Below are 21,896 nucleotides of genomic sequence, written 5' to 3'. Positions count from 1 at the left end.
GGCAGTGAATCAGGTCAACGCCACCACCGGGTAGCGCCGCCAGCCAGCTTCCGCATGGCGCCGGCCGTGCGCGAAGATGAAGCCGAGGACTTCACGCGGATCGGAGAGCTTGTCGGGATGGCGCTTCTTCCATGCCTCGAAGGCGGCCTTCAGCGCCGGCTCTTCTTCCAGCATCCGGTGCGCCGTGTCTTCGAACACGTAGTCCGAGAAGAACTCTTTCTTTTCGAGCACGCCGTTGAAGAAGCCCCAGCGAAAGAAGCTGTCGTGGGCTTCGGGCTCGAGCGTCTCGACGACGTAACGGGCCTTCGGCTGGTCGAGCGAGATCCACACGTCGCCGGCGCGTGCATGCACGGTCTCGGTGTGCGCAACGAGCGTCACCTCGTCGTGGAACATGTGCCCTTCGTACGGGCCGGGGCGCGAAGCCACGCGCTCGATGCGGTAGACGCGGGCGTTGTCGAAGACCTGGTCTTCTTCCAGCCGCCGCATCGCCACACCGTTCCACTCGAGCCGCTCGATCACTTCGCGCCAGGCCTGCGGAACGAGATAGGCCTTGGGGGCGGCGACGGCCACGTCTTCCACGAAGCGGTCGAAGTAAGGAATGTCTTTTTCCCAGGGCTGGCTGCGGTCGTAGGCCAGGCGCTGGTAAGCGCCCAGGCTGCTCGGCGAATAGACCGCCTCGTATCCCTTGAAGCGGAAGCTGTTCGGTTGGCTCTGGTCCGAACGCCACGACAGCGGCCAGCGCGTCTGCTGGGCCGCACCGGCCTTCGTCTCGCGGCGGAGTTCCTGAATCTGCGCCGCATGCGCGACGGTGAAATCCAGCACCACCTCGACCAGCGTGCGCATCGCCGCCACGCGGTCGGCGTAGGGCTTGAGCATGTGCGTCTCGGGCATGAAGCCGATCGTGTGGTGCAGGGCCGCGTAGCCGGTCGAGAAACGAGGCATGTCGAGGAAGTCGGCGATGCCGTCGTCGGGCGTCTCGGCCACGCAGTTCACGTAGGGGCAGGTGGGCCAGCCGCGCGCGTCCATGCCGCCGTAGATCGCCGGCAGCATGCGGCCGCGCAGGAACTGGCCCAGGCCGCCGCCGAGCTTGTCGGGCTGGGTCGGGATCAACGTCATCGTATAGGCGTAGTCGGCGCCGTTGGAGGTGTGGGTGTCGACCATCACGTCCGGGTCCCACGCGGTGAAGAATCGGTTGAACACCTGCGCGGCGAGGCTGTCGCACTTGATGAAGTCGCGGTTCAGGTCCAGGTGCCGCGCGTTGCCGCGAAAGCCGAACGATTCCGGGCCGAGCTGGTTCGCGCGCGAGGTGCTCTGCCGGTTGAGGCAACCGTCGACGTTGTAGACCGGGATGAAGAGGAAGACCGTGCTGCCCAGCGCCGCGAGCCGCGCGGGCTGCGTGCAGAAATCGCGCACCAGCGCCATGCAGGCGTCGATGCCCTCGGGCTCGCCAGGATGGATGCCGTTGTTGTTGAAGAAGACCGGGCGGCGCTGCCGCTGCAGCGCCTCGCGGTCGAACTGCGCATCGGCAGTGACGATGCCCGCGTGCATCGGGATGCCGTTGTCGGAGGTGCCGATCTGCTGCCATCGCAGCACCGAGGGGAAGTCCTTGGCGAGCCGCTCGTAGAAGGCGATGCACTCGGCCCAGGTGGTGGTCTGGTTGTGGTTGCCGGTTTCGTACGGCGTGGGGTACTGGGGGGCTTGTTCGACTGGCATCGGGGAAGGCTCCGTTGATCGAAACCGATTCTGCATCGACCATCGCATATCTTCCCCGTGCATCTCGCAAGGAACACCCATGTCCCGCTCCCCGATCTTCCGCGCTGCGCTCCTGGCTTGCGGTGCAGCCTTCGCCCTCGCCACGCATGCAGCCGACTACACCGGCCCGATCTTCGACGCCCACCTCCACTACAACGAGGAGGCCTGGAACGGCAGCAGCGGCCCGTTTCCGCCGGCCGATGCGCTCGCGCGCATGCAACGCAACGGCGTGCGCGCGATCGTCGGCAACTCGCGGCCCAACGAGGGCACGCGCACGCTCGCGGCCTCGCGCGAGACGCGCGACGCCGGCGTCACGGTCGTGCCCTTCGTGCGCCTCTACCGCACCCGCGCCGACTACACCAACTGGTTCCGCGACGAGACCATTCACGAGATGGTGCAGACCGAGCTTTCGCGCGGCACGGCGAGCGGCCCCTACCGCGGCATCGGCGAGTTCCACCTCTACGAGAGCGCCAACGCCAACGGGCCTGTCGCCAAGAAGCTGATGGTGCTGGCCGAGCAACGGCAGCTCGCCGTGCTCGCGCACGTGGACGACGAGGCGGTGGACCTGCTGATGGCGCACTCGCCCACGCAGGGCCGCGAGCTGCGGCTGATCTGGGCGCACACCGGCATCGGCGGCGCGCCCATCGCGCGGGTTCGGCAGATGCTCGAGCGCTATCCGAAGCTGATGGGCGAGCTGTCGTACCGCCCCGGGCTCACCTGCGAAGGCGGCAAGCTGTGCGCGCCGTGGCGCGAGCTGATCCTGGCGTTTCCCGACCGCTTTCTCGTGGGCTCGGACACCTGGGTCAACCAGCGCTGGAGTTCGTACGACGAGATCATGCAGGGCTACCGCGGCTGGCTCGGCGACCTGCCGCCGGCCGTGGCGCAGCGCGTGGCGTGGGGCAACGCGGCCGGCTTGTTCGGGGTGCGATAGCCCGACATGGCCCGGACAAGGTTCGACATAGCCCGACGACACCAAGGGTTTACCCGAACCCGCGGTTACACTGCGCATCACCTTCTTACATGAGCAGTGGGGGTCCTGTCAGGTTCTGTTGAGGCCTTCAGCTGCTCGGCACCTGTCCAATGTCCTCCCTGAAAACTTCCCTTCACCGCAGAGACGCGATCAAGTACGTTGCCGCCGCGGGCGCCGCGATCGCGCTTCCGGCCCTTGCCCAATCCGCCCGCATCGTGCTCGGCCAGTCCGCCGCCTTCAGCGGCCCCGCGGAGCAACTGGGCCTGCAGATGAACCAGGGCGCGCGCATCTACTTCGACGCGCTCAACGCCACCGGCGGCGTCAACGGCCGCACCATCGAACTGCGCACGCTGGACGACGGCTACGAGCCCGAGCGCTGCAAGGCCAACACCGACAAGCTCATCAAGGACGACGTCTTCGCCCTCTTCGGCTACGTCGGCACGCCCACCTGCATGGCCGCGATGCCATTGGTCGATGCGGCGAAGATCCCGTTCTTCGGCCCGTTCACCGGCGCCGAGGCCCTGCGCGATCCGTTCCGCAAGACCGTGTTCCACGTGCGCGCCTCGTACGACGACGAGACTGCGCTCATCGTCAAGCAGCTCACCTCGCTGGGCATCCAGAAGATCGCCGTGTTCCACCAGAACGACGCGTACGGCCAGGCCGGGCTCCAGGGCGTGCTGCACGCGATGAAGCCCATCGGCCTCGCGCCGGTCGCGGTCGGCACGGTCGAGCGCAACTCGGTCGACGTGGCCAAGGCGGTGAAGGACATCATGGCCGCCAAGCCCGCGGCCGTGGTCCAGGTGGGCGCCTACAAGGCGTGCGCCGCGTTCATCCGCGAAGCGCGCAAGGCCGGCTACGGCGGCACTTTCTTCAACGTGTCGTTCGTCGGCACGCAGGCGCTGGCCGACGAGCTGGGCAAGGACGCCCGCGGCGTCGTGATCAGCCAGGTGATGCCCTCGCCCTTCTCCACGACCACCGCGATCTCGCGCGAGTACGTGGAGGCCGTGCGCAAGGCCGGCGGCGACGCCAGGCCGAACTACTCGAGCATGGAGGGCTACGTGGCGGCCAAGGTGTTCGCCGAAGGCCTGAAGCGCGCCGGCAAGCCGGCCACGCGCGACTCGCTGGTCACGGGGCTGGAGTCGATGCAGAACACCGACTTCGGCGGCTTCCACGTGGACTTCAGCGCGCGCGACCACAAGGCGTCGAACTACGTCGAGCTCTCGATGCTCACGGAAGACGGCAAGGTCCGCCGCTGACCTCGACCAACGCCCGCTAGCGCATCGCGCCGGCGGGCTCTCGCGTATCGACAGCGCGGGTGATCTTCTGGCTCAGGGCCAGCAGCGGCGCGCCCAGTTCGGCGGCGACGTCGCTCGATGATTCCGTGGACGACACGCTCACGTTGAGCACGTAGCCCCACGCGGATTCCAGCTTCAGCGGCGCGGCCAGCGCCACCACCTCCGGCTGCCACGATGCGGCGCACCAGCCCCGCTGCGCGACGCTCTCGATGGACTTGTCGATGTCCTTGCGCAGCCGGGGCCAGTCGGTTCTTCGCGCAGCGAATTCCGCGTACAGCGCCTCGCGCGCATCGGCTGGCGCGACGGCCAGCCAGGCGCGCCCCAGCGACGTCAACTCGATCGGCACGCGCTGCCCGCTCACCACGTTGCGTAGCGATGCGCGGCGGTTGTAGCGGATCGATTCCAGATAGACCATCTCCGACCGGTCGGCCACCGCCAGGCCGACGTTGATGCGCAGCTTTTCGGCCAGCGTGCGCATCAGCGGCGCGGCCGCCTGCAGCACGACCGAGCCGGTGCGCATCGCATGCGCCAGGCTCAGCACCGGCGCGGCCAGCCGGTAGGCGCGCGCGCCGCGGTCGTGCGCGAGCATGCCGCCCGCCACGAGCGTCTGCGTGAGGCGGCTCACGGTCGCGGGCGAAAGCCCGGTGCGCTCGGCGATCTCGCCGTTGCCCAGCAAGGTGGAGCCGGGCCGGAAGGCGCGAAGGATTTCCATGCCGCGTTCGAGCGAACGATTGAGCGTGCTTGCCATGTCGTCTCCTTGGATTTCATTGGCGCGACCGGCCGCTCATTTCCATTCAGTGGAATTGGGCCGGTGCGCGGCGGGAGTATGCGACCTAAGCTGAAGGCTCGCTTCAAACCCCTACAAAGAGAGACACAGGCATGCCGACATTCACACCGTTTCGTGCGCTCGCGTTATCGCTGATCGCACTCGCTCCGCTCGCCCCGGTCGCCGCACGGGCGGCCTTCCCCGACAAGCCGCTGCGCATCGTCGTGCCCTTCGCGCCGGGCGGCGGCACCGACGCCATCACGCGCTCACTGGGCATCGGCATGTCGGAGGCGCTGGGCCAGCCAGTCATCGTGGACAACAAGCCGGGCGCCGGCACGATCATCGGCAGCGAGTTCGTCGCCAAGAGCGCGCCCGACGGCTACACGCTCGTCATGGCGACGTTCGCGCATGCGGTGAACCCGGGGCTGCAGCCCAAGCTGCCCTACGACACCGACAAGGCCTTCGCGCCCGTGGCGCTGATCGGCGTCTCGCCCAACGTGCTGGTGGTGCGCGCCGACAGCCCCTACAAGACGGTCGCGGAGCTCATCGCCGGGGCCAAGGCGAAGCCGGGCAAGCTGACCTTCGCGTCGCAGGGCAACGGCACCTCGGCGCACCTGGCGGGCGAGCTCTTCAAGAACCTCGCCAAGGTCGAGCTCACCCACATTCCCTACCGCGGCGCGGGCCCCGCCATGACCGACCTCCTGGGCGGCCAGGTGGACATGATGTTCGCCACTGCCTCGGCCGTGCGCCCCTTCGTGGACAGCGGCAAGATGCGCGCGCTCGGCGTGACCACCGCGCGCCGCTCCCCCGCCTACGCCAGCGTGCCGACGCTCGCCGAAGCCGGCGTGCCGGGCTACGCGGCCGAGAGCTGGTACGGCCTCTACGTGGCGGCCAAGACGCCCAAGGACGTGATCGACCAGCTCAACGCCGCGGTCAAGAAAGCCGTCAAGGCACCGGCCTTCATCAAGCAGACCGAATCGGAAGGGCTCGCCGTCGATGTCGGCGCGCCCGCGCAACTGGAGACCTACGTGCGCGCCGAGGAAGTGCGCTGGCGCAAGGTCGTCAAGGACAACCACATCACCACAGACTGAGGAGCACCACCATGAGCACCACACCGGACACCGCACCGTCGCTGATCGAACTGGAGATCCGCGCCGGCATCGCGACGCTGACGCTGAACCGCCCCGAGAAGCGCAACGCCATCACCGACGGCATGCGCAGCGATTTCATCGCCGCGCTCGAGAAGATCGGCGCCGACAACAGCGTGCGCGCGCTGGTGCTGACCGGCGCCGGCAAGGGCTTCTGCGCCGGCGGCGACGTGGCCGGCATGCAGCGGCGCATGGACGCGCCCGCGGGCGAAGTGGGCTTCAACGGCTGGAGCCGTCAACAGCGCGTGCACCACTCGGTGTCGCTGCTGCACACGATGCCCAAGCCGGTCGTCGCGGCCGTCAACGGCGGTGCCAACGGGCTGGGCGCGGACATGGCGATGGCCTGCGACTTCGTGCTGGCCTCCGACGCGGCCAGCTTCGCGTGGAGCTACATCAAGCGCGGGCTGATTCCGGACGGCGGCGGCATGTACTTTTTGCCGCGGCGCGTGGGCCTCTCGCGCGCCAAGGAACTGATCTTCACCGGCCGCAAGGTCGAGCCCGACGAAGCATTGAAGCTCGGCATTGCCGACCGCGTGACCAGCGCGCAGAACCTGCTCGCCGATGCGCATGCGTGGGCCACCGAGCTGTCGCAAGGCTCGGCGGCCGCGATCGCGCTGGGCAAGTCGATCCTCAACCAGAGCTTCGAATCGCCGGCCGAGCAGGTGTTCGCCAAGGGCAGCCAGGCACAGGGCATCTGCTACACGACGCAGCAGCATCGCGACGCGGTGCTGGCGTTCCTGAATGCGGGCAAGGAGAAGGCGGCATGAGCGCCCTCTTGCCTGACATGCCCGACAACGCGATCGCGCGCCTGATGAAGCCGCGCAGCGTGGCCGTGATCGGCGCCTCGGCCGACCCGACGAAGACCGCGGGCCGCCCGGTCGCGTACCTCACGAAGCACGGCTTCGCCGGCGCGATCTATCCGGTGAATCCGCGCGCCGACGTGATCGGCGGACTCAAGAGCTATCCCGATGTGCAGTCGCTGCCCGAGGCGCCCGATGTCGGCATCGTGCTGCTGGGCGCGGAGCGTGCGCACGAGGCGGTGCGCGAACTCGCCGCGCGCGGCACCGCGGCGGCCATCGTGCTGGCCAGCGGCTACACCGAGGTGGGCGCGGAAGGCGCGCGGCGCCAGCAGCAGTTGCTGGAGGCCGCGGGCGGCATGCGCATCCTGGGGCCCAACACCATCGGCCTCGTCAATCTCACCGACCGCATCACGCTCTCGGCCACCGGCGCGCTGGAGCTGGAAGACTTCACGGCCGGCAGCATCGGCGTCGTGTCGCAGAGCGGCGGCATCCTGGGCGCGCTGCTGTCGCGCGCGGCGGCGCGGGGCATCGGGTTGTCGAAACTGATCTCCACGAGCAACGAGGCCGATCTGGACATGGCCGACTTCATCGACCACCTGGCCGATGACGAGGCGACCTCGGTGATCGCGCTCTACATGGAAGGCGTGCGCAACCCCGCGAAGTTCAAGGCCGCGGCGCTCAAGGCCGCGCGCAAGGGCAAGCCGGTCGTCGTGTTCAAGGTCGGGCGTTCCGAGTCGGGCGCGGCGGCGGCCGTGTCGCACACCGGCGCGCTCGCGGGCGCGGACCGCATGTACGACGCGCTGTTCCGCGAGGTGGGCGTCATCCGCGCGCAGGCGTTTTCCGACCTGCTCGACCTGCCCGCCGCGCTGGTCACGGGCCGGCGCCTGGCGGGCCGTCGCGTCGCGGTGCTCACATCCACCGGCGGCGCGGGCACGCTGGTGGCCGACAGCCTCGGCACTGCGGGCTTCGAGACGCCGGCACCCGACGAAGCAACGGCCGCGGCACTGCGCGCGCTGCAGTCCGGCGACCATGCGGTGCTGGACCGCAACCCGATCGACGTCACGCTGGCGGGCCTGCAGCCTGCCCTGCTGCGCGGCGCGATCACCTCGCTGCTGTCGAGCCCGAGCTACGACGCGGTGGTGGTGATCGTCGGCTCTTCGGGATTGGCGATGCCCGACCTCATGGCCAGCGCCATCCACGACAGCCTGCCGGGCAGCGACAAGCCGCTGGTCGTGTTCGTGAGCCCGCATGCGCCCGGCATCGCGAGCCTCTTGAACCGGCGCGGCGTGCCCGCCTTCATGGCGCCCGAAAGCTGCACGAGCGCGCTCGCGGCGATGCTGGAGACGGCGCGATGGAAAGAACCCGCGGCGCGAGGCGACGATGAGGCGGTCACCGTTCGCATCGACGACCTGCCCGATGGCGCGTTGAACGAAGCCGAGGCGAAGAACCTCTTCGCGCGCTTCGGTGTGCCGTGCGTGCGCGAGCGCATCGTCGGCAATGCCGAAGAGGCGGTGGCGGCGACACGCGAACTGGGCGAAGGCAAGGTCGTGCTCAAGATCCTGTCGTCCGAGATCACGCACAAGAGCGACGTCGGCGGCGTGGCCGTCGGCATCTCCGCGGACCGCGTCGGCGAACGGCTCGAGCGCATGGCCGCCGAGGTGAACGAGCGCGCCGGCGTGCGGCCGCGGCAATTCCTGGTGCAGGAGATGGTCGAAGGCGGCGTGGAGCTGATCCTCGGCTGCCATCGCGATCCGCTGGGCTCGGCCGTGCTGCTGGGCATGGGCGGGGTGACGGCCGAGCTGCTCAAGGACACGGCGCTGCGCATGGTGCCGCCCGGTGGGTTGAGCCGAGACGAGGCGCTGTCGCTCGTGCGCGAGCTGCGCACGTGGCCGCTGCTCGATGGCTTCCGGGGGCGCAAGCTGGCCGATGTCGACGCGCTGGTGTCGGCGATCGTCGCGTTCTCCCGGATGATCGAGGCGCTCGGCGAGCGGCTCGTGGAGGCGGAGATCAATCCGGTGTTCGTGCTGCCGAAGGGAGAAGGCGTGCGTGCGGCGGACGGGGTGGCCGTGCTCGCACGCGGTTGAGCTGGGCGCCGCCGATCAGGTCCTGCGGCGCGCGGCCTCCAGCGCTTCAGGGTTCACGACATCGGTGAGCCGCCCTTCGGCGAACGCATTGATGTTGTCGAAGGCGATGCCGAAATAGCGCTCGTAGTTGTCCTTCTCGACATAGCCGATGTGCGGCGTGCACAGCACGTTGGGCAGCGCGAGCAGCGGATGGTCGGGCGCCATGACGGGCTCCTGCTCGTAGACGTCGACGGCGGCGAAACCGGGATGGCCCGCGCGCAGCGCCTGCTCGAGCGCGCCCTCGGCAACCAGCTCGGCGCGGCTGGTGTTCACGAGCAGCGCCGTGCGCTTCATGCGCGCGAGGTCGTCTGCCGTGACCAGCCCGTGGGTCTCCGCCGTGAGCCGCACGTGCAGGCTGACCACATCGCTCTCGGCAAAGAAGGCTTCGCGCGACGGCGCCACCTCGAACCCGTCGGCGCGCGCCGCGGCGGTCGATGCCTCGCGGCCCCAGACCCAGACCTTCATGCCGAACACGCGGCCGTAGGCGGCCACCTGCCGGCCGATGCGGCCGTAGCTCCAGACGCCCAGGCGCTGCCCGCCCAGTTGCTGGCCGAGGTGCCCTTGCCAGAGCCCTTGACGCATGCGGTTGGCCTCGTCGACCAGATGGCGGCGGCTCGCGAGCGCGAGCGCCCAGCTCAACTCCGCGGTGGCGGATCCCGCGCCGCTGCCTTCGGCCACGAGCACGCCGCGCGCCGTGCAGGCCGACAGGTCGACGTGGCCCGCGAGCTTGCCGGTCTGGCTGATGAGGCGCAGCTTGGGGAGGCGATCGAGCAGCGCCGCATCGATGCGCGTGCGCTCGCGCGTGAGCACGATGGCCTCCGCATCGGCGAAGCGCTCGGCCAGCGCGTCGGTGCCCTTGACCGTGTCGTTGAAGATGCGCGTCTCGTGAGCGTCGAGCTTGGTGAAGCAGTCCAGGCTTCGGACGCAGTCCTGATAGTCGTCGGGGATGGCGATGCGCATGCGCGGGTGCTCCTTGTTCATTGCAGCGTGATGTGAAGTTCTTCGACCGTGCGCTTCCACATCGCCAGGTCGTTGCGAACCAGCGCCGTGAACTGCTCGGGCGGCATGCCGCCGGGGGCGATGCCCTGGGCCTTGAAGAGATCGCGCACTTCCTTGGTGTCGAGGGCGCGCTTGACTTCGGCGTAGAGGCGCTGCGTCACGGCAGCCGGCGTTCCGGCCTTGAGCAGCAGGCCGTACCAGCCGTGCACCTCGAAGCCGGGAAAGCCCTGCTCGGCCACGGTCCGCACGGCGGGCAGTCCCTCGAAGCGCGTGGCCGTCGCGACGGCCAGCGCGCGAAGCTTGCCGGCCTGGATGAACGGCAGTGCGCTGCTCATGTCGAGGAACATGAACTGGATCTGCCCGCCCAGGAGGTCTTGCACCGCGGGGCCCGCGCCCCGGTAGGGCACGTGCGTCGCGCGGATGCCGGCGCGCTGCGCGAAGAGCGCCGCGCCCAGGTGCGCCGAGGTGCCGTTGCCGGAGGAGCCGTAGGACAGGCCGTCCGACTTGGCCTTCGCGCTCGCGACCAGCGCCTGCAGGTCGGCCGCGGGAAAGTCGGTGCGCACCACGACCGCGTGGGGCACGAAGCCCACGACGGTCAACGGCGCGAAATCGCGCAACGTGTCGAAGGGGTAGCCGGGCATCAGCGCCGGATTGGTGACCGCCAGGATCGACGGAAAGACCAGCGTGTAGCCGTCGGCCGGCTGGTGCTTGACCTCGCTCATGCCGATGACGCCGCCACCACCGGGCTTGTTGTCGATGATCACGGGCTGGCCCAGGTTCGTCGACATGATCTTGCCGATCGCGCGCGCCATGAGGTCCGTGGGACCACCGGGCGAGAACGGCACGACGATGCGGATCTGCTTGGAGGGAAAGGTGTCGGCCCAGGCGCGCGGGGCGAGCGCCATGAGCGCGAGTGCGCCTCCCATGGCGTTGAAGTGGCGCCGGGAAGGGGCGAGGGTTGGGGGCATCGGGTCTCCTTGGGGATGCATCGCTGTGTGCGGACATCTTTTTGCTCAACGGATCAGCTTAGGCCCGCGTTCATTTGGCCGCATCCTCCCAATTCCATTCAATGGAATTGAAAGGCGCGCGTTCCTTCCCGGCTAAATCACTTTTCGCCACAGAGAGAATTAATACGTTAGACTTCACTTCGGTAGCCCCTTGTTTTCTCCCTCCTCCCCTTCTCAGGGCTACCCTTGCCCGCCTCGTGCGGGCTTTTTCTTGGCCGATCGGCTTGTGCAATTCGCGGGTTCCGGCGTGTCGTCGGAGAACGAAGTCGAACGTTATCAAGGGGCGTCGTTCACACGGCGCACCCTTTGATGCCATTGCTTAGAAAGAAACACATGAAGATCAAGCAGCTCGTTCTCTCCAGCCTCGTCGCCTTCGCCACCCTGGCGGCATTCGCACCGACCATCGCTTCGGCTGCGCCCCACAAGGCGCACAAGGTGTGCAAGTGGGATGCGCGTCATCACCACCGGGTTTGCCATTGGGTGCGTTGAAGCTGGCGCCGCAAGGCGTGTGACAAGAGCCCTCCTTGCGAGGGCTTTTTTACGTCTGGCGTGTGAGGGTTGCGGGAGTGAAGCAGCTCGCAGCGAGCGACTGGGAGCGTCTGGAAATGATCGGCGGCGGCTTCGGAAAGGCCGCATAGCATTTCGATCCGACAAAGAAAAACGGGCCAGAGCTTGTGGCTCTGACCCGTTGTTCTATCTAGCGTTTTGGTCGGTGTGAAAGGATTCGAACCTTCGACCCCTTGCACCCCATGCAAGTGCGCTACCAGGCTGCGCCACACACCGAAGCTCTCAATTATAGCCGGCTGAAATCAGCGTCCGACGGTCAGGAGCTCACGAATTTCAAAAAGCTCGCGCCGAAGGTGCAACAACTGGGACAGATCGACCGTGCGCGGCGCGGTCGGGTCGGGGCTGTCCTGTACGGCGGCGTCGAATTCTTCCTGGTCGATCTCGATCGCTTCCATGCCTTCGAGCGGCACCTCGCCGGCCTTGCGGCGATCGCGTTCGCCCTGCACCAGCTCCTGCAGCTTGTTGCGCGCGCCGCTGATCGTGAAGCCCTGGTCGTAGAGCAGGTCGCGGATGCGGCGGATCATGAGCACCTCGTGGTGCTGGTAGTAGCGACGGTTGCCGCGGCGCTTCATGGGCCGCAGCTGCGTGAACTCTTGTTCCCAGTAGCGCAGCACGTGCGGCTTGACGCCGCAAAGTTCGCCGACCTCACCGATGGTGAAGTAGCGTTTGACAGGAATCGGCGGGAGTGTTTTCTCCATTGAAATCAAGACGGTGCGCGGGAAACCTCAGAGATTACTCTACGCAACCGCCGAGCACCAAGCACTATTCCGTGCCCAGGCTCCACTCGACTTCGGACGAGCCGCTCTGCTCGATGCTTCCGTGAATCTGTTCCTTGAGCTTGGCACTCGCATGGAACGTGGCGACGCGGCGCTCGCCGATCGGAATGGCTTCGCCGGTGCGCGGATTTCGACCGGGCCGCGGCGCCTTCACGCGGATCTGGAAGTTGCCGAAGCCCGAGATCTTCACGTCCGTGCCTTCGATCAGGCTGTTGGCCACGAGCTCGAAGAACGCCTCGACCATGTCCTTGGACTCGCGCTTGTTCAGGCCGATCTGCTCGAACAGCAGGTCGGCCAGATGCGCCTTGGTGAGCGCCGGCGTTTCGAGGGCCTCGAGCGTGAATTCGGCAGCGTTCATCTTCATCCTCTCAAGCGGCCGCCGACCTTGGCGCCCAGTTGTTCGACGATTGCGCGGACAGCGGGTTCGACCTGCTCGTCCGTGAGGGTGGCGCTGTCGCTCTGGAAGCTCAGGCGCACCGCCATGCTCTTCTCGCCCTGCGCCAGTGCGCCGGGCGCTGCCACCGCGCCGTCACGCAGCGGCTGCGGGCGGTAGATGTCGAACAGCGTCGCGTCGCGCAGAAGGCCCTGTGCGGCTGCGGTAGAGCGGATCGCGTTCATCAGCGCGTCGTGCGTGACGGCCTCGGCGACCACGACCGCGATGTCGCGCTCGACGGCCTGGTGCTTGGGCACCGCCTGCGCCACGGGCACGAGGCGCGCAGTGACGGCATCGAGGTCGAGCTCGAACAGCACGGGCGCCTGCGCGAAGTCCCACTTCTGGCGCCAGCGCGGATGCAGTTCGCCGACAAAGCCGATGGCCTTGCCGTCGACCAGAACACGAGCCGAACGGCCGGGGTGCAGCGCAGGATGCTCGGCCGGCTCGAAGCTCGGCACCAGCGGAGCGAGCAGCGCTTCGACGTCGCCCTTGACGTCGTAGAAGTCGACGCGGTGCGCCTTGCCGTCCCAGCGCGCTTCATCGGCATCGCCCCAGGCGAGACCTGCCACGCGCATCGGCTGGTTCACGCCGCGCACGGTGCTGTCGGTCGTGACCACGCTGTCGTCGCGCATGAACACGCGGCCCAGTTCGAACACGCGCACGCGCGGTGCCTTGCGGTCGAGGTTGAACTTCAGCACCTGCAGCAGCGAGCCGATGAGCGACGAGCGCATTACGCTCATCTGGCTGGCGATGGGGTTCAGCAGCTTCACCGGATTGGCGTTGCCGGCGAGGTCCTGCTCCCAGTGCGCTTCGACGAAGCTGAAGTTGATGGTTTCCTGGTAGCCGAGCGCGGCGATGCTGCGGCGCACGGCGAAGCGGCTGCGCTGCGCTTCGGGCCGCACGCGGGCGGTGATGGGCGCGAGCGGCGCGGTGGTCGGCAGGTTGTTGAAGCCGATCAGGCGCGCGACTTCTTCGATCAGGTCTTCTTCGATCAGCAGGTCGAAGCGGTGCGGCGGCGGGGTCACGGTCAGCGTGCCCTCGCCTTCGGCGATGGCGAAGCCGAGGCGGTTGAGCGCGTCGGCGCATTGCGCCTGCGTCAGTGGCATGCCGATCACGCGCGCCGCACGTGCGACGCGCAGCGTGACGGGCACGGCGGCGGGCACGTTCAGTGTCTGGTCGCCCATCTTGCCGGCTTCGCCGCCGCAGATCTCGATGATCAGTTGCGTGATGCGCTCAATGATCTCGACGCTGCGGCTCGGGTCCACGCCGCGCTCGTAGCGGTGACCCGCATCGGTCGAGAAGTTGAAACGGCGGGAGCGCCCCTGCACGGCCTCGGGCCACCAGAACGCGGCCTCGACGTAGATGTTGCGGGTGTCGTCCGAGACGGAAGTTGCGTCGCCGCCCATGATGCCGGCCAGCGATTCGACTTCGCGGTCGTCGGCGATCACGCCGACCTTGTCGTCCACGGTGATCGTGGTGCCGTTCAGCAGCTTGAGCTGCTCGCCCGCCTTGCCCCAGCGCACCGTGAGGCCGCCGTGGATCTTGTCCAGGTCGAAGATGTGGCTGGGCTGGCCGTATTCGAACATCACGTAGTTCGAGATGTCGACCAGCGGCGTCACGCTGCGCTGGCCGCAGCGCGCGAGGCGCTCGACCATCCACTCGGGCGTGGCGACGGTGGTGTTCACGCCGCGCACGATGCGGCCGGAGAAGCGGCCGCAGAGCTCGGGCGCTTCGACCTTGACGGGCAGCACGTCGTTGAACGACGTGGCCACGGGGGCGATCGCCGGCGTCTTGAGCGGCGCGCCGGTGAGCGCCGCGAGTTCACGCGCGACGCCGTAGACGCTCAGGCCGTGCGCGAGGTTGGGCGTGAGCTTGAGGGTCAGCAGGGCGTCGTCGAGCTTGAGCACGTCGCGCACGTCGGCACCGATGGGTGCGTCGGCGTCGAGTTCGAGCAGGCCGCCGTGGTCTTCGCTCAGGTGCAGTTCGCGCGCCGAGCACAGCATGCCCTGGCTCTCGACGCCGCGCAGCTTGCCCAGCTTGATGAGGAAAGGCTTGCCGTCTTCACCCGGGGGCAGTTCGGCGCCGACGAGCGCGCAAGGCACCTTGATGCCGACGCGCGCATTGGGCGCACCGCACACGATGTTGAGCAAGGCGCCCTGCCCCGCGTCCACCTGGCACACGCGCAGGCGATCGGCGTTCGGGTGTTGCACCGCTTCCTTGATTTCGCCGACCACGATGCGCGTGAAAGGTGGCGCCACCGGTCGGCGCTCTTCGACCTCGAAGCCGCCCATGGTGAGCGTTTCGGCCAGTGTGGCGCTGTCGAGGGGCGGGTTGCAGAACTCGCGCAGCCAGGATTCCGGGAATTGCATCTCTTCGATCTCGATCTGTTTTTCTGGGGATGGGTGCTTACTGGAACTGCGAGAGAAAACGCAGGTCGCCGTCGAAGAAAAGGCGCAGGTCGTTCACGCCGTAGCGCAGCATCGTGAGCCGGTCGGGGCCCATGCCGAAGGCGAAACCGATGTAGCGCTCGGGGTCCAGCCCCATGTTGCGCACCACGTTCGGATGCACCTGGCCGGAGCCCGACACCTCCAGCCAGCGGCCGGCCAGCGGGCCGCTCGCGAACTGGATGTCGATCTCGGCGCTCGGCTCGGTGAACGGAAAGAAGCTCGGACGGAAGCGCAGCACGAGGTCGTCGCGCTCGAAGAAGGTGCGGCAGAAGTCGGTGAAGACGACCTTCAGGTCCTTGAAGCTCACGTTCTCGCCGAGCCAGAGGCCTTCGCACTGGTGGAACATGGGCGAGTGCGTGGCATCGCTGTCGACGCGGTAGGTGCGGCCGGGGGCGATCACGCGGATCTCGGGCGCCTTCACGCTGCCGGTGGTGTCGGCGGCGGCAGCGGCGAATTCGGCCGCGTACTTCTTGATGTGCTGATGCGCGTAGCGCACCTGCATCGGGCTGGTGTGCGGACGCAGGTTGTAGGGGATGCCGTCGTCGCCGTTGAGGTCGACGTAGAAGGTGTCCTGCATCGAGCGCGCAGGATGGTTCGGCGGGTTGTTGAGCGAGGTGAAGCTGTGCCAGTCGCTCTCGATCTCGGGGCCGTCGGCCACATCGAAACCCATGCTCGAGAAGATCTCCTCGATGCGCTCCAGGGTGCGGCTCACCGGATGCAGCCCGCCGGGAATGCGGCGGCGACCGGGCAGGCTCACGTCGAGCGCCTCGGCGCGCAGTTGCAGGGAGAGTTCTTCGTCGGCCAGTTGCTGGCGGCGATCGGTCAGCGCGGACTCGATGGCCTGCTTGGCGACGTTGATCGCGGCGCCGCGGGACTTCTTCTCTTCGACGCTCAACGCGGCCATGCCCTTCATCAGCTCGGTGATGCGGCCCGACTTGCCAAGGAACTGGGCCTTGGCGTTTTCGAGCTCGGCGGGCGTTTTCGCTTCGGCGAAGGCGGCGCGTGCGGTGTCGACCAGGGAGTCCAACTCGTTCATAGCAACAAAAATCTTCGAGGGAAAATAAAAAAGAGCTGGAGCCTTTTCAAGCGCCAGCCCTTGAGCCGTGGGCGCAGGAAGCTGCCCGAAGGCCGCATCCCTGCTGTGCAGAATCAAGCAGCCAGCTTGGCCTTGACCTGCTCCACGATGCCGGCAAAAGCGGCCTTGTCGTGCACGGCGATGTCCGCAAGCATCTTGCGGTCGATCTCGATACCGGCCTTGCGGATGCCGTTGGCGAACTGGCTGTAGGTCAGGCCCAGTTCACGCGAGGCGGCGTTGATACGCGCGATCCACAGCTGACGGAACACGCGCTTCTTGGTACGGCGGTCACGGTAGGCGTATTGGCCTGCCTTCATCACCGCCTGTTTGGCGACGCGGAAGACATTGCCGCGGCGACCGCGGAAACCCTTGGCGAGTGCGAGAACTTTCTTGTGGCGGGCGCGAGCCGTTACACCACGTTTGACGCGAGGCATGTGTGTACTCCTTGTTCGTCTGAGTTAAATGCCACGGCCGGGCAGCATGGCGGCGACAGAAACCATGTTGGTCTCATGCACTGCGACTGCACCACGGAGGTGACGCTTGTTCTTGGTGGTCTTCTTCGTCAAGATGTGACGCTTGAAGGCTTGACCGCGCTTGACGGTGCCACCGGGACGAACGCGGAAACGTTTTTTCGCGCTGCTCTTGGTCTTCATTTTGGGCATGTGAATGCTCCTTTAGTTTGTGCTCGTGAGGCGCCGCGGATACTCCGCGAACTTGTTGGCCCCGAGACACTTCTTTATCTCGCCCCTGCCTGCGCTTCTTTCAAAGCACCGGCAACGGCGAAATCCCTTCAAAACCTCGTCTGCTGCAAGCGCCTCAGGCGGTTGCCGCGGGCGCCGTTGCCGGTGCAGCGTCTGCTGCCGGCTTGGGAGCCCCGCCACCGGCCTTCTTGCGACCCGGCGCGATCATCATGATCATCTGCCGGCCTTCCAGCTTCGGAAACTGCTCGACCATGATCAGGTCGCCCAGTTCATCGCGAATGCGCTGCAAGAGCGCCAAGCCGAGCTCCTGGTGCGTGATCTCGCGGCCACGAAAGCGCAGCGTGATCTTGCATTTGTCGCCCTCTTCAAGAAAGCGCTTGATGTTGCGCATCTTGATGTTGTAGTCGCCGTCGTCGGTACCGGGCCGGAACTTGATTTCCTTGACCTCGATGACCTTCTGCTTGGACTTCGCCTCGGCCGCTTTCTTCTGCTCGTGGTACTTGAACTTGCCGTACTCGATCAGGCGACATACAGGCGGGTTGGCCGCCGCGACGACCTCCACCAGATCCACATCGGCCTCGCCAGCAAGGCGCAAGGCCTCAGAGAGACTCATAACACCCAATGGCTCGTTTTCCGGGCCTACAAGGCGGACTTCCGGGGCCATGATTTCCCGGTTCAGGCGGTGTTGGCGTTCCTCGCGGTGGCGGCGGTCGCGAAATGCAGTAGCGATGGTCAGAATCCTTCAAAATTTGCTACAAAATCTGTAGCGAACGCCGGTCAGTCCTCGCGGACAAGCGGCACGATTTGGCTGGGAAACATATGGGGTGTTTCGGAGACAAATCAACGCTTGTCGGCAATGTCCTGGACGAGCCGTTGCACGAACGATTCGAGGGACATTGCTCCGAGGTCTTGATTGCCCCGGGCGCGCACTGCGACGGCACCTGCTTCCTTTTCCTTGTCGCCCACGACGAGGATATAAGGGAGCTTTTGCAACGAATGCTTCCGTATTTTATACGTAATCTTCTCGTTGTGCAGGTCAAGCTGAACCCTAAGCCCTTGATTTTGCAGCGTTTTCGCAACTTGCGCAGCGTAATCGGCCTGTCCTTCGCTGATATTGAGCACCGCCACCTGCACCGGGGCGAGCCACGCAGGCATCGCGCCGGAGTGGTGTTCGATCAGCATGCCGATGAAGCGCTCCAGGCTGCCCACGATGGCGCGATGCAGCATCACGGGGTGCGCGCGGCCGCTCGATTCCGTGACGTATTCGCCGCCCAAACGCTCGGCCGTGTTGAAGTCGACCTGCATCGTGCCGCACTGCCACTGCCGGCCGATCGCGTCGCGCAGCGTGTATTCGATCTTCGGGCCGTAGAAGGCGCCGTCGCCCGGCGAGATGACAAAGTCGACACCCGAACGGCGCAGCGACTCCATCACCGCGTGCTCGGCCTTGTCCCACAGCTCGTCGGAACCCACGCGGTTCTCGGGCCGCGTGGCGACCTTGTAGAGAATGTCCGTAAAGCCGAAGTCGGCATAAACCTTCTGCAGTTGCTCCGTGTAGGCGATGCATTCATCGAGGATCTGGTCTTCCGTGCAGAAGATGTGTCCGTCGTCCTGCGTGAAGCCACGCACCCGCATGATCCCGTGCAGCGCGCCGCTGGGTTCGTTGCGATGGCACTGGCCGAACTCGCCGTAGCGCAGCGGCAGGTCGCGGTAGCTGCGCAGGTCGCTCTTGAAGATCAGCACGTGGCCCGGGCAGTTCATCGGCTTGAGCGCGTATTCGCGCTTCTCCGACTCCGTCGTGAACATGTTGTCGCGGTAGTTCTGCCAGTGGCCCGTTTTCTCCCACAGGCTCTTGTCGAGGATCTGCGGGCCCTTCACTTCCCAGTAGCCCGTGTCGCGGTAGATGCCGCGCATGTACTGCTCGACCTGCTGCCAGATCGCCCAGCCCTTCGGGTGCCAGAACACCACGCCCGGCGCCACTTCGTCGATGTGGAACAGGTCCAGCTCCTTGCCGAGCTTGCGGTGGTCGCGCTTCTCCGCTTCCTCGATGCGCTGGATGTACTGGTCAAGCTGCTTCTTGTCGGCCCAGGCCGTGCCGTAGATGCGCTGCAGCTGCTCGTTCTTGGCATCGCCGCGCCAGTAGGCGCCGGCCAGCTTCGTGAGCTTGAAGACCTTCAGGAAGCGCGTGTTCGGCACGTGCGGGCCGCGGCACATGTCGACGTATTCCTGGTGGTAGTAGAGACCCATCGCCTGCTCGTCGGGCATGTCCTCGACGAGACGCAGCTTGTAGTCCTCGCCGCGCGACTTGAAGACCTCGATCACCTCGGCGCGCGGCGTCATCTTCTTGACCACTTCGTAGTCCTGCGCGATCAGCTCGCGCATGCGCGCCTCGATGGCGGCCATGTCCTCGGGCGTGAAGGGGCGCTCGTAGGAGATGTCGTAGTAGAAGCCCTCGTCGATCACCGGGCCGATCACCATCTTGGCCGTCGGATAGAGCTGCTTGACCGCGTGGCCGACCAGGTGGGCCGTCGAGTGGCGAATGATCTCCAGGCCTTCGTCGTCCTTGGGCGTGATGATCTGGAGCTTGGCGTCGTGATCGATGACGTCGCTGGCATCGACGAGCCGGCCGTCGACCTTGCCGGCCACCGTCATCTTGGCGAGGCCTGGGCCGATGGACTGGGCCACTTCGGCCACCGAAACCGGGCCTGGGAACTCGCGGCGCGAGTTGTCGGGGAGCGTGATCTGGATCATGTGAAACCTCGGGAGAAAAACAAAAAAGCGCGGTGGATGCCGCGCTTTGCTTGGTTGGGAGCTGGAAGAAACCAGCGAGCGCGGGCTACCGGCCCTTTCCTTCGATCGCGTCGAAGAAGAAAAAGCCGCTCGATCCTTGCGGAGTAGTTCGCGGTGTCATAACCAAGGTGCCTTTCTCGCTCTTGTTGAGTGCAGAGGCAGCAATTCTAACTTCTGCCCGCCGGGCCGTGGCGCCCGTGTTCTCGAGCCCCTGCACCCCGCTGGGCCGCACGCAAAAAAGCCCGGCACGTGGCCGGGCTTGAAAGTGACAGCGAAAAATCGGTGTCGGCAGATCAGTGGAACTGCTCTTCTTCGGTCGAACCGGTCAGCGCGGTGACGCTGGACTTGCCGCCCTGGATCACGGTGGTCACTTCGTCGAAGTAACCCGTGCCCACTTCCTGCTGGTGCGACACGAAGGTGTAGCCGCGGTCGCGCGCTGCGAATTCGGGCTCCTGCACCTTCTCGACATAGGCCGACATGCCGCGTGCCACGTAGTCCTGCGCCAGGTCGAACATGTTGAACCACATCGAGTGGATGCCGGCCAGCGTGATGAACTGGTACTTGTAGCCCATGGCGCCCAGTTCCTTCTGGAACTTGGCGATGGTCGCGTCGTCGAGGTTCTTCTTCCAGTTGAACGACGGCGAGCAGTTGTAGGCCAGCATCTTGCCCGGGTGCACCTTGTGCACGGCTTCGGCGAACTTGCGGGCGAACTCGAGATCGGGCGTGCCGGTCTCGCACCACACCAGGTCGGCGTAGTAGGCGTAGGCCACGGCGCGGCTGATGGCCTGGTCCATGCCCTTGTTCGTGCGATAGAAGCCTTCGGCGGTGCGCTCACCCGTGATGAAGGGCTTGTCGTTCTCGTCGTAGTCGCTGGTGATGAGGTCGGCCGCTTCCGCATCGGTGCGGGCGATCACGAGCGTCGGGGTGCCGCAGACGTCGGCAGCCATGCGCGCCGCGATGAGCTTCTGCACCGCTTCGGTCGTGGGCACGAGCACCTTGCCGCCCATGTGGCCGCACTTCTTGACCGAGGCGAGCTGGTCTTCGAAGTGCACGCCGCCAGCGCCGGCCTTGATCATGGCCTTCATCAACTCGAAGCCGTTCAGCACGCCGCCGAAACCGGCTTCGGCGTCGGCCACGATGGGTGCGAAGTAGTCGGTGTAGCCCTTGTCGCCGGGGTTCACGTTCTTGGACCACTGGATCTCGTCGGCGCGGCGGAAGGTGTTGTTGATGCGCTCGACCACCGTCGGCACCGAGTCCACCGGATACAGCGACTGGTCGGGGTACATCGAGGCGTAGCTGTTGTTGTCGGCGGCGACCTGCCAGCCGGACAGGTAGATGGCCTTTACGCCGGCCTTGACCTGCTGCATCGCCTGGCCGCCGGTGAGCGCGCCGAGGCAGTTGACGTAGGGCTCGTTGTTCACCAGGTCCCAGAGCTTCTCGGCGCCGCGGCGGGCCAGCGTGTGCTCGATGGGGAAGGAGCCGCGAAGGCGCACCACGTCGGCGGCGCTGTAGCCGCGCTTGATGCCCTTCCAGCGCGGATTGGTGGCCCAGTCTTTTTCGAGGGCGGCAATCTGCTGTTCGCGGCTCAGTTGTTCTGTGAGGGTCTGGGGCATGGTCACTCCGTGAGGTTGATTGAAGGGTTGAAAGCGGTTGGGCGCTGCGGCCTTGGGATCAACTGTAATTCGATCCGAGACTCTTATGTCTTATAGAAGACATATTTTTCAATCAACAAAATCAACCACTTACGAAGATATCTCTCAATGCGAAATTATTTTTCTCATATTGAGAAAAAATATTGCGCCGCAACAGTCACGCCTTCCACGATGTGCAATCAACCTTTCGGTGGTGAAAACGCCGGCGATTTCTGTGCGGCGTGCGCGATCCAGTCACCGCTGCCGATCACCGGCCGCCCCGCAATCCGCGAAGGATGAATCTCGTAGACCAGGCAATCGACCCACTGCGCACCCACCGTCACGCGAACCTCGCGCTTGATGTACTCGCCTGAATCGTCCTCGGCCACTTCTTCGAGCAGATCCAGCGCCGCCTCGACCGCGGGCTCGACGCGATAGATCTCGCCCTTCACGCGCCCCGCGCCGCCGAGCACGATGCCTGGATAGGCGCCGAGGTCGTACAGCGTCCCGGCAATGCTTGCCTCTGCGACGAAGACGGGCGCCGGCCTGTAGCGCGCGATGTCGTTGCGCCCGTGCCGGCGCAGCGTGCCGTAGACAAAAACGTGGGGCATCATCGAAT

Annotated in this window: 20 protein-coding genes and 1 tRNA gene; 6 read left to right on the top strand and 15 right to left on the bottom strand. The window is 66.3% G+C overall.

What is annotated here, in order from left to right; genetic code table 11:
- Nucleotides 1-9: 9 nt before the first annotated feature.
- Nucleotides 10-1,713: a M14 family zinc carboxypeptidase gene (locus tag ACZYRS_RS13250; protein ID WP_463419634.1), complete on the bottom strand. Its 1,704-nt coding sequence runs from the start codon at nt 1,711-1,713 to the stop codon at nt 10-12.
- A 79-nt stretch (nt 1,714-1,792) separates the two neighbouring features.
- On the opposite strand from ACZYRS_RS13250, the gene ACZYRS_RS13245 reads away from it, so the two are divergent.
- Together ACZYRS_RS13245 and ACZYRS_RS13240 are read left to right on the top strand one after the other, a co-directional pair.
- The gene (locus ACZYRS_RS13245; RefSeq protein WP_463419633.1) at nt 1,793-2,683 is read left to right on the top strand and encodes an amidohydrolase family protein; all 891 of its coding nucleotides are present in this window, start codon (nt 1,793-1,795) and stop codon (nt 2,681-2,683) included.
- Between the two features lie 149 nt (nt 2,684-2,832).
- Nucleotides 2,833-3,978 (top strand): ABC transporter substrate-binding protein, encoded by a 1,146-nt coding sequence (locus ACZYRS_RS13240; protein ID WP_463419632.1) that lies wholly within the window; start codon nt 2,833-2,835, stop codon nt 3,976-3,978.
- A gap of 16 nt (nt 3,979-3,994) precedes the next feature.
- Here the strand turns inward: ACZYRS_RS13240 and ACZYRS_RS13235 are convergent, their stop codons facing one another.
- Nucleotides 3,995-4,765, bottom strand: coding sequence for an IclR family transcriptional regulator (locus ACZYRS_RS13235; RefSeq protein WP_463419631.1), 771 nt, complete (start codon nt 4,763-4,765; stop codon nt 3,995-3,997).
- A 131-nt stretch (nt 4,766-4,896) separates the two neighbouring features.
- Between ACZYRS_RS13235 and ACZYRS_RS13230 the strand changes: the two genes are divergently transcribed.
- From ACZYRS_RS13230 to ACZYRS_RS13220, 3 genes are read left to right on the top strand one after another with little or no spacing between them, the layout of a single operon-like run.
- On the top strand, nt 4,897-5,874 hold the full coding sequence (locus ACZYRS_RS13230; protein WP_198784660.1) for a tripartite tricarboxylate transporter substrate binding protein: 978 nt from the start codon (nt 4,897-4,899) through the stop codon (nt 5,872-5,874).
- Between the two features lie 11 nt (nt 5,875-5,885).
- Entirely contained in the window at nt 5,886-6,698 is an 813-nt protein-coding gene (locus tag ACZYRS_RS13225; protein WP_463419630.1) for an enoyl-CoA hydratase/isomerase family protein, read from the top strand.
- Complete coding sequence (locus ACZYRS_RS13220; RefSeq protein ID WP_463419629.1) at nt 6,695-8,815, top strand: acetate--CoA ligase family protein; 2,121 nt, start codon at nt 6,695-6,697, stop codon at nt 8,813-8,815. The genes ACZYRS_RS13225 and ACZYRS_RS13220 overlap by 4 nt, the downstream gene beginning before the upstream one ends.
- A 15-nt stretch (nt 8,816-8,830) precedes the next feature.
- On the opposite strand, the gene ACZYRS_RS13215 is transcribed toward ACZYRS_RS13220, so the two are convergent.
- Complete coding sequence (locus ACZYRS_RS13215; RefSeq protein ID WP_463419628.1) at nt 8,831-9,814, bottom strand: D-2-hydroxyacid dehydrogenase family protein; 984 nt, start codon at nt 9,812-9,814, stop codon at nt 8,831-8,833.
- A 17-nt stretch (nt 9,815-9,831) separates the two neighbouring features.
- Nucleotides 9,832-10,821, bottom strand: coding sequence for a Bug family tripartite tricarboxylate transporter substrate binding protein (locus ACZYRS_RS13210; protein WP_463419627.1), 990 nt, complete (start codon nt 10,819-10,821; stop codon nt 9,832-9,834).
- 372 nt (nt 10,822-11,193) lie between these two features.
- Here ACZYRS_RS13210 and ACZYRS_RS13205 point away from each other — a divergent pair, with 372 nt between their 5' ends.
- Nucleotides 11,194-11,349: an HHHH-motif protein gene (locus ACZYRS_RS13205; protein ID WP_198784664.1), complete on the top strand. Its 156-nt coding sequence runs from the start codon at nt 11,194-11,196 to the stop codon at nt 11,347-11,349.
- A gap of 217 nt (nt 11,350-11,566) precedes the next feature.
- Here ACZYRS_RS13205 and ACZYRS_RS13200 read toward each other — a convergent pair.
- From ACZYRS_RS13200 to ACZYRS_RS13150, 11 genes are all read right to left on the bottom strand, one after another.
- Nucleotides 11,567-11,643, bottom strand: a tRNA-Pro gene (locus ACZYRS_RS13200).
- A 26-nt stretch (nt 11,644-11,669) separates the two neighbouring features.
- A complete protein-coding gene (locus ACZYRS_RS13195) occupies nt 11,670-12,125 on the bottom strand; it encodes a MerR family transcriptional regulator (protein ID WP_198784728.1) in 456 nt (151 codons plus the stop codon).
- Nucleotides 12,126-12,189: 64 nt separating this feature from the next.
- Nucleotides 12,190-12,561 (bottom strand): integration host factor subunit alpha, encoded by a 372-nt coding sequence (locus tag ACZYRS_RS13190; protein WP_198784729.1) that lies wholly within the window; start codon nt 12,559-12,561, stop codon nt 12,190-12,192.
- Between the two features lie 2 nt (nt 12,562-12,563).
- The gene (gene pheT, locus ACZYRS_RS13185; RefSeq protein WP_463419626.1) at nt 12,564-15,005 is read right to left on the bottom strand and encodes a phenylalanine--tRNA ligase subunit beta; all 2,442 of its coding nucleotides are present in this window, start codon (nt 15,003-15,005) and stop codon (nt 12,564-12,566) included.
- A gap of 37 nt (nt 15,006-15,042) precedes the next feature.
- Nucleotides 15,043-16,119 carry a phenylalanine--tRNA ligase subunit alpha gene (pheS, locus tag ACZYRS_RS13180; RefSeq protein WP_198784731.1) on the bottom strand — a complete coding sequence of 359 codons (1,077 nt, stop codon included), beginning with the start codon at nt 16,117-16,119 and terminating at the stop codon, nt 15,043-15,045.
- A 113-nt stretch (nt 16,120-16,232) separates the two neighbouring features.
- On the bottom strand, nt 16,233-16,592 hold the full coding sequence (rplT, locus tag ACZYRS_RS13175) for a 50S ribosomal protein L20 (protein WP_007832499.1): 360 nt from the start codon (nt 16,590-16,592) through the stop codon (nt 16,233-16,235).
- Between the two features lie 24 nt (nt 16,593-16,616).
- Nucleotides 16,617-16,820, bottom strand: a complete 204-nt coding sequence (gene rpmI, locus ACZYRS_RS13170; protein ID WP_007832497.1) for a 50S ribosomal protein L35 — start codon at nt 16,818-16,820, stop codon at nt 16,617-16,619.
- A 154-nt stretch (nt 16,821-16,974) separates the two neighbouring features.
- The gene (gene infC / locus ACZYRS_RS13165) at nt 16,975-17,598 is read right to left on the bottom strand and encodes a translation initiation factor IF-3 (RefSeq protein WP_080898454.1); all 624 of its coding nucleotides are present in this window, start codon (nt 17,596-17,598) and stop codon (nt 16,975-16,977) included.
- A gap of 101 nt (nt 17,599-17,699) precedes the next feature.
- Nucleotides 17,700-19,607: a threonine--tRNA ligase gene (gene thrS / locus ACZYRS_RS13160; RefSeq protein WP_463419625.1), complete on the bottom strand. Its 1,908-nt coding sequence runs from the start codon at nt 19,605-19,607 to the stop codon at nt 17,700-17,702.
- A gap of 332 nt (nt 19,608-19,939) precedes the next feature.
- A complete protein-coding gene (gene aceA, locus ACZYRS_RS13155; RefSeq protein ID WP_093434976.1) occupies nt 19,940-21,259 on the bottom strand; it encodes an isocitrate lyase in 1,320 nt (439 codons plus the stop codon).
- 218 nt (nt 21,260-21,477) lie between these two features.
- A complete protein-coding gene (locus tag ACZYRS_RS13150; protein ID WP_463419624.1) occupies nt 21,478-21,891 on the bottom strand; it encodes a gamma-glutamylcyclotransferase family protein in 414 nt (137 codons plus the stop codon).
- Between the last annotated feature and the right edge of the window lie 5 nt (nt 21,892-21,896).

The organism is Variovorax sp. AC194 (assembly GCF_979257995.1).
Note: the sequence above shows the minus strand (reverse complement) of the source record. Positions and strands in the feature narration are given on the sequence as shown.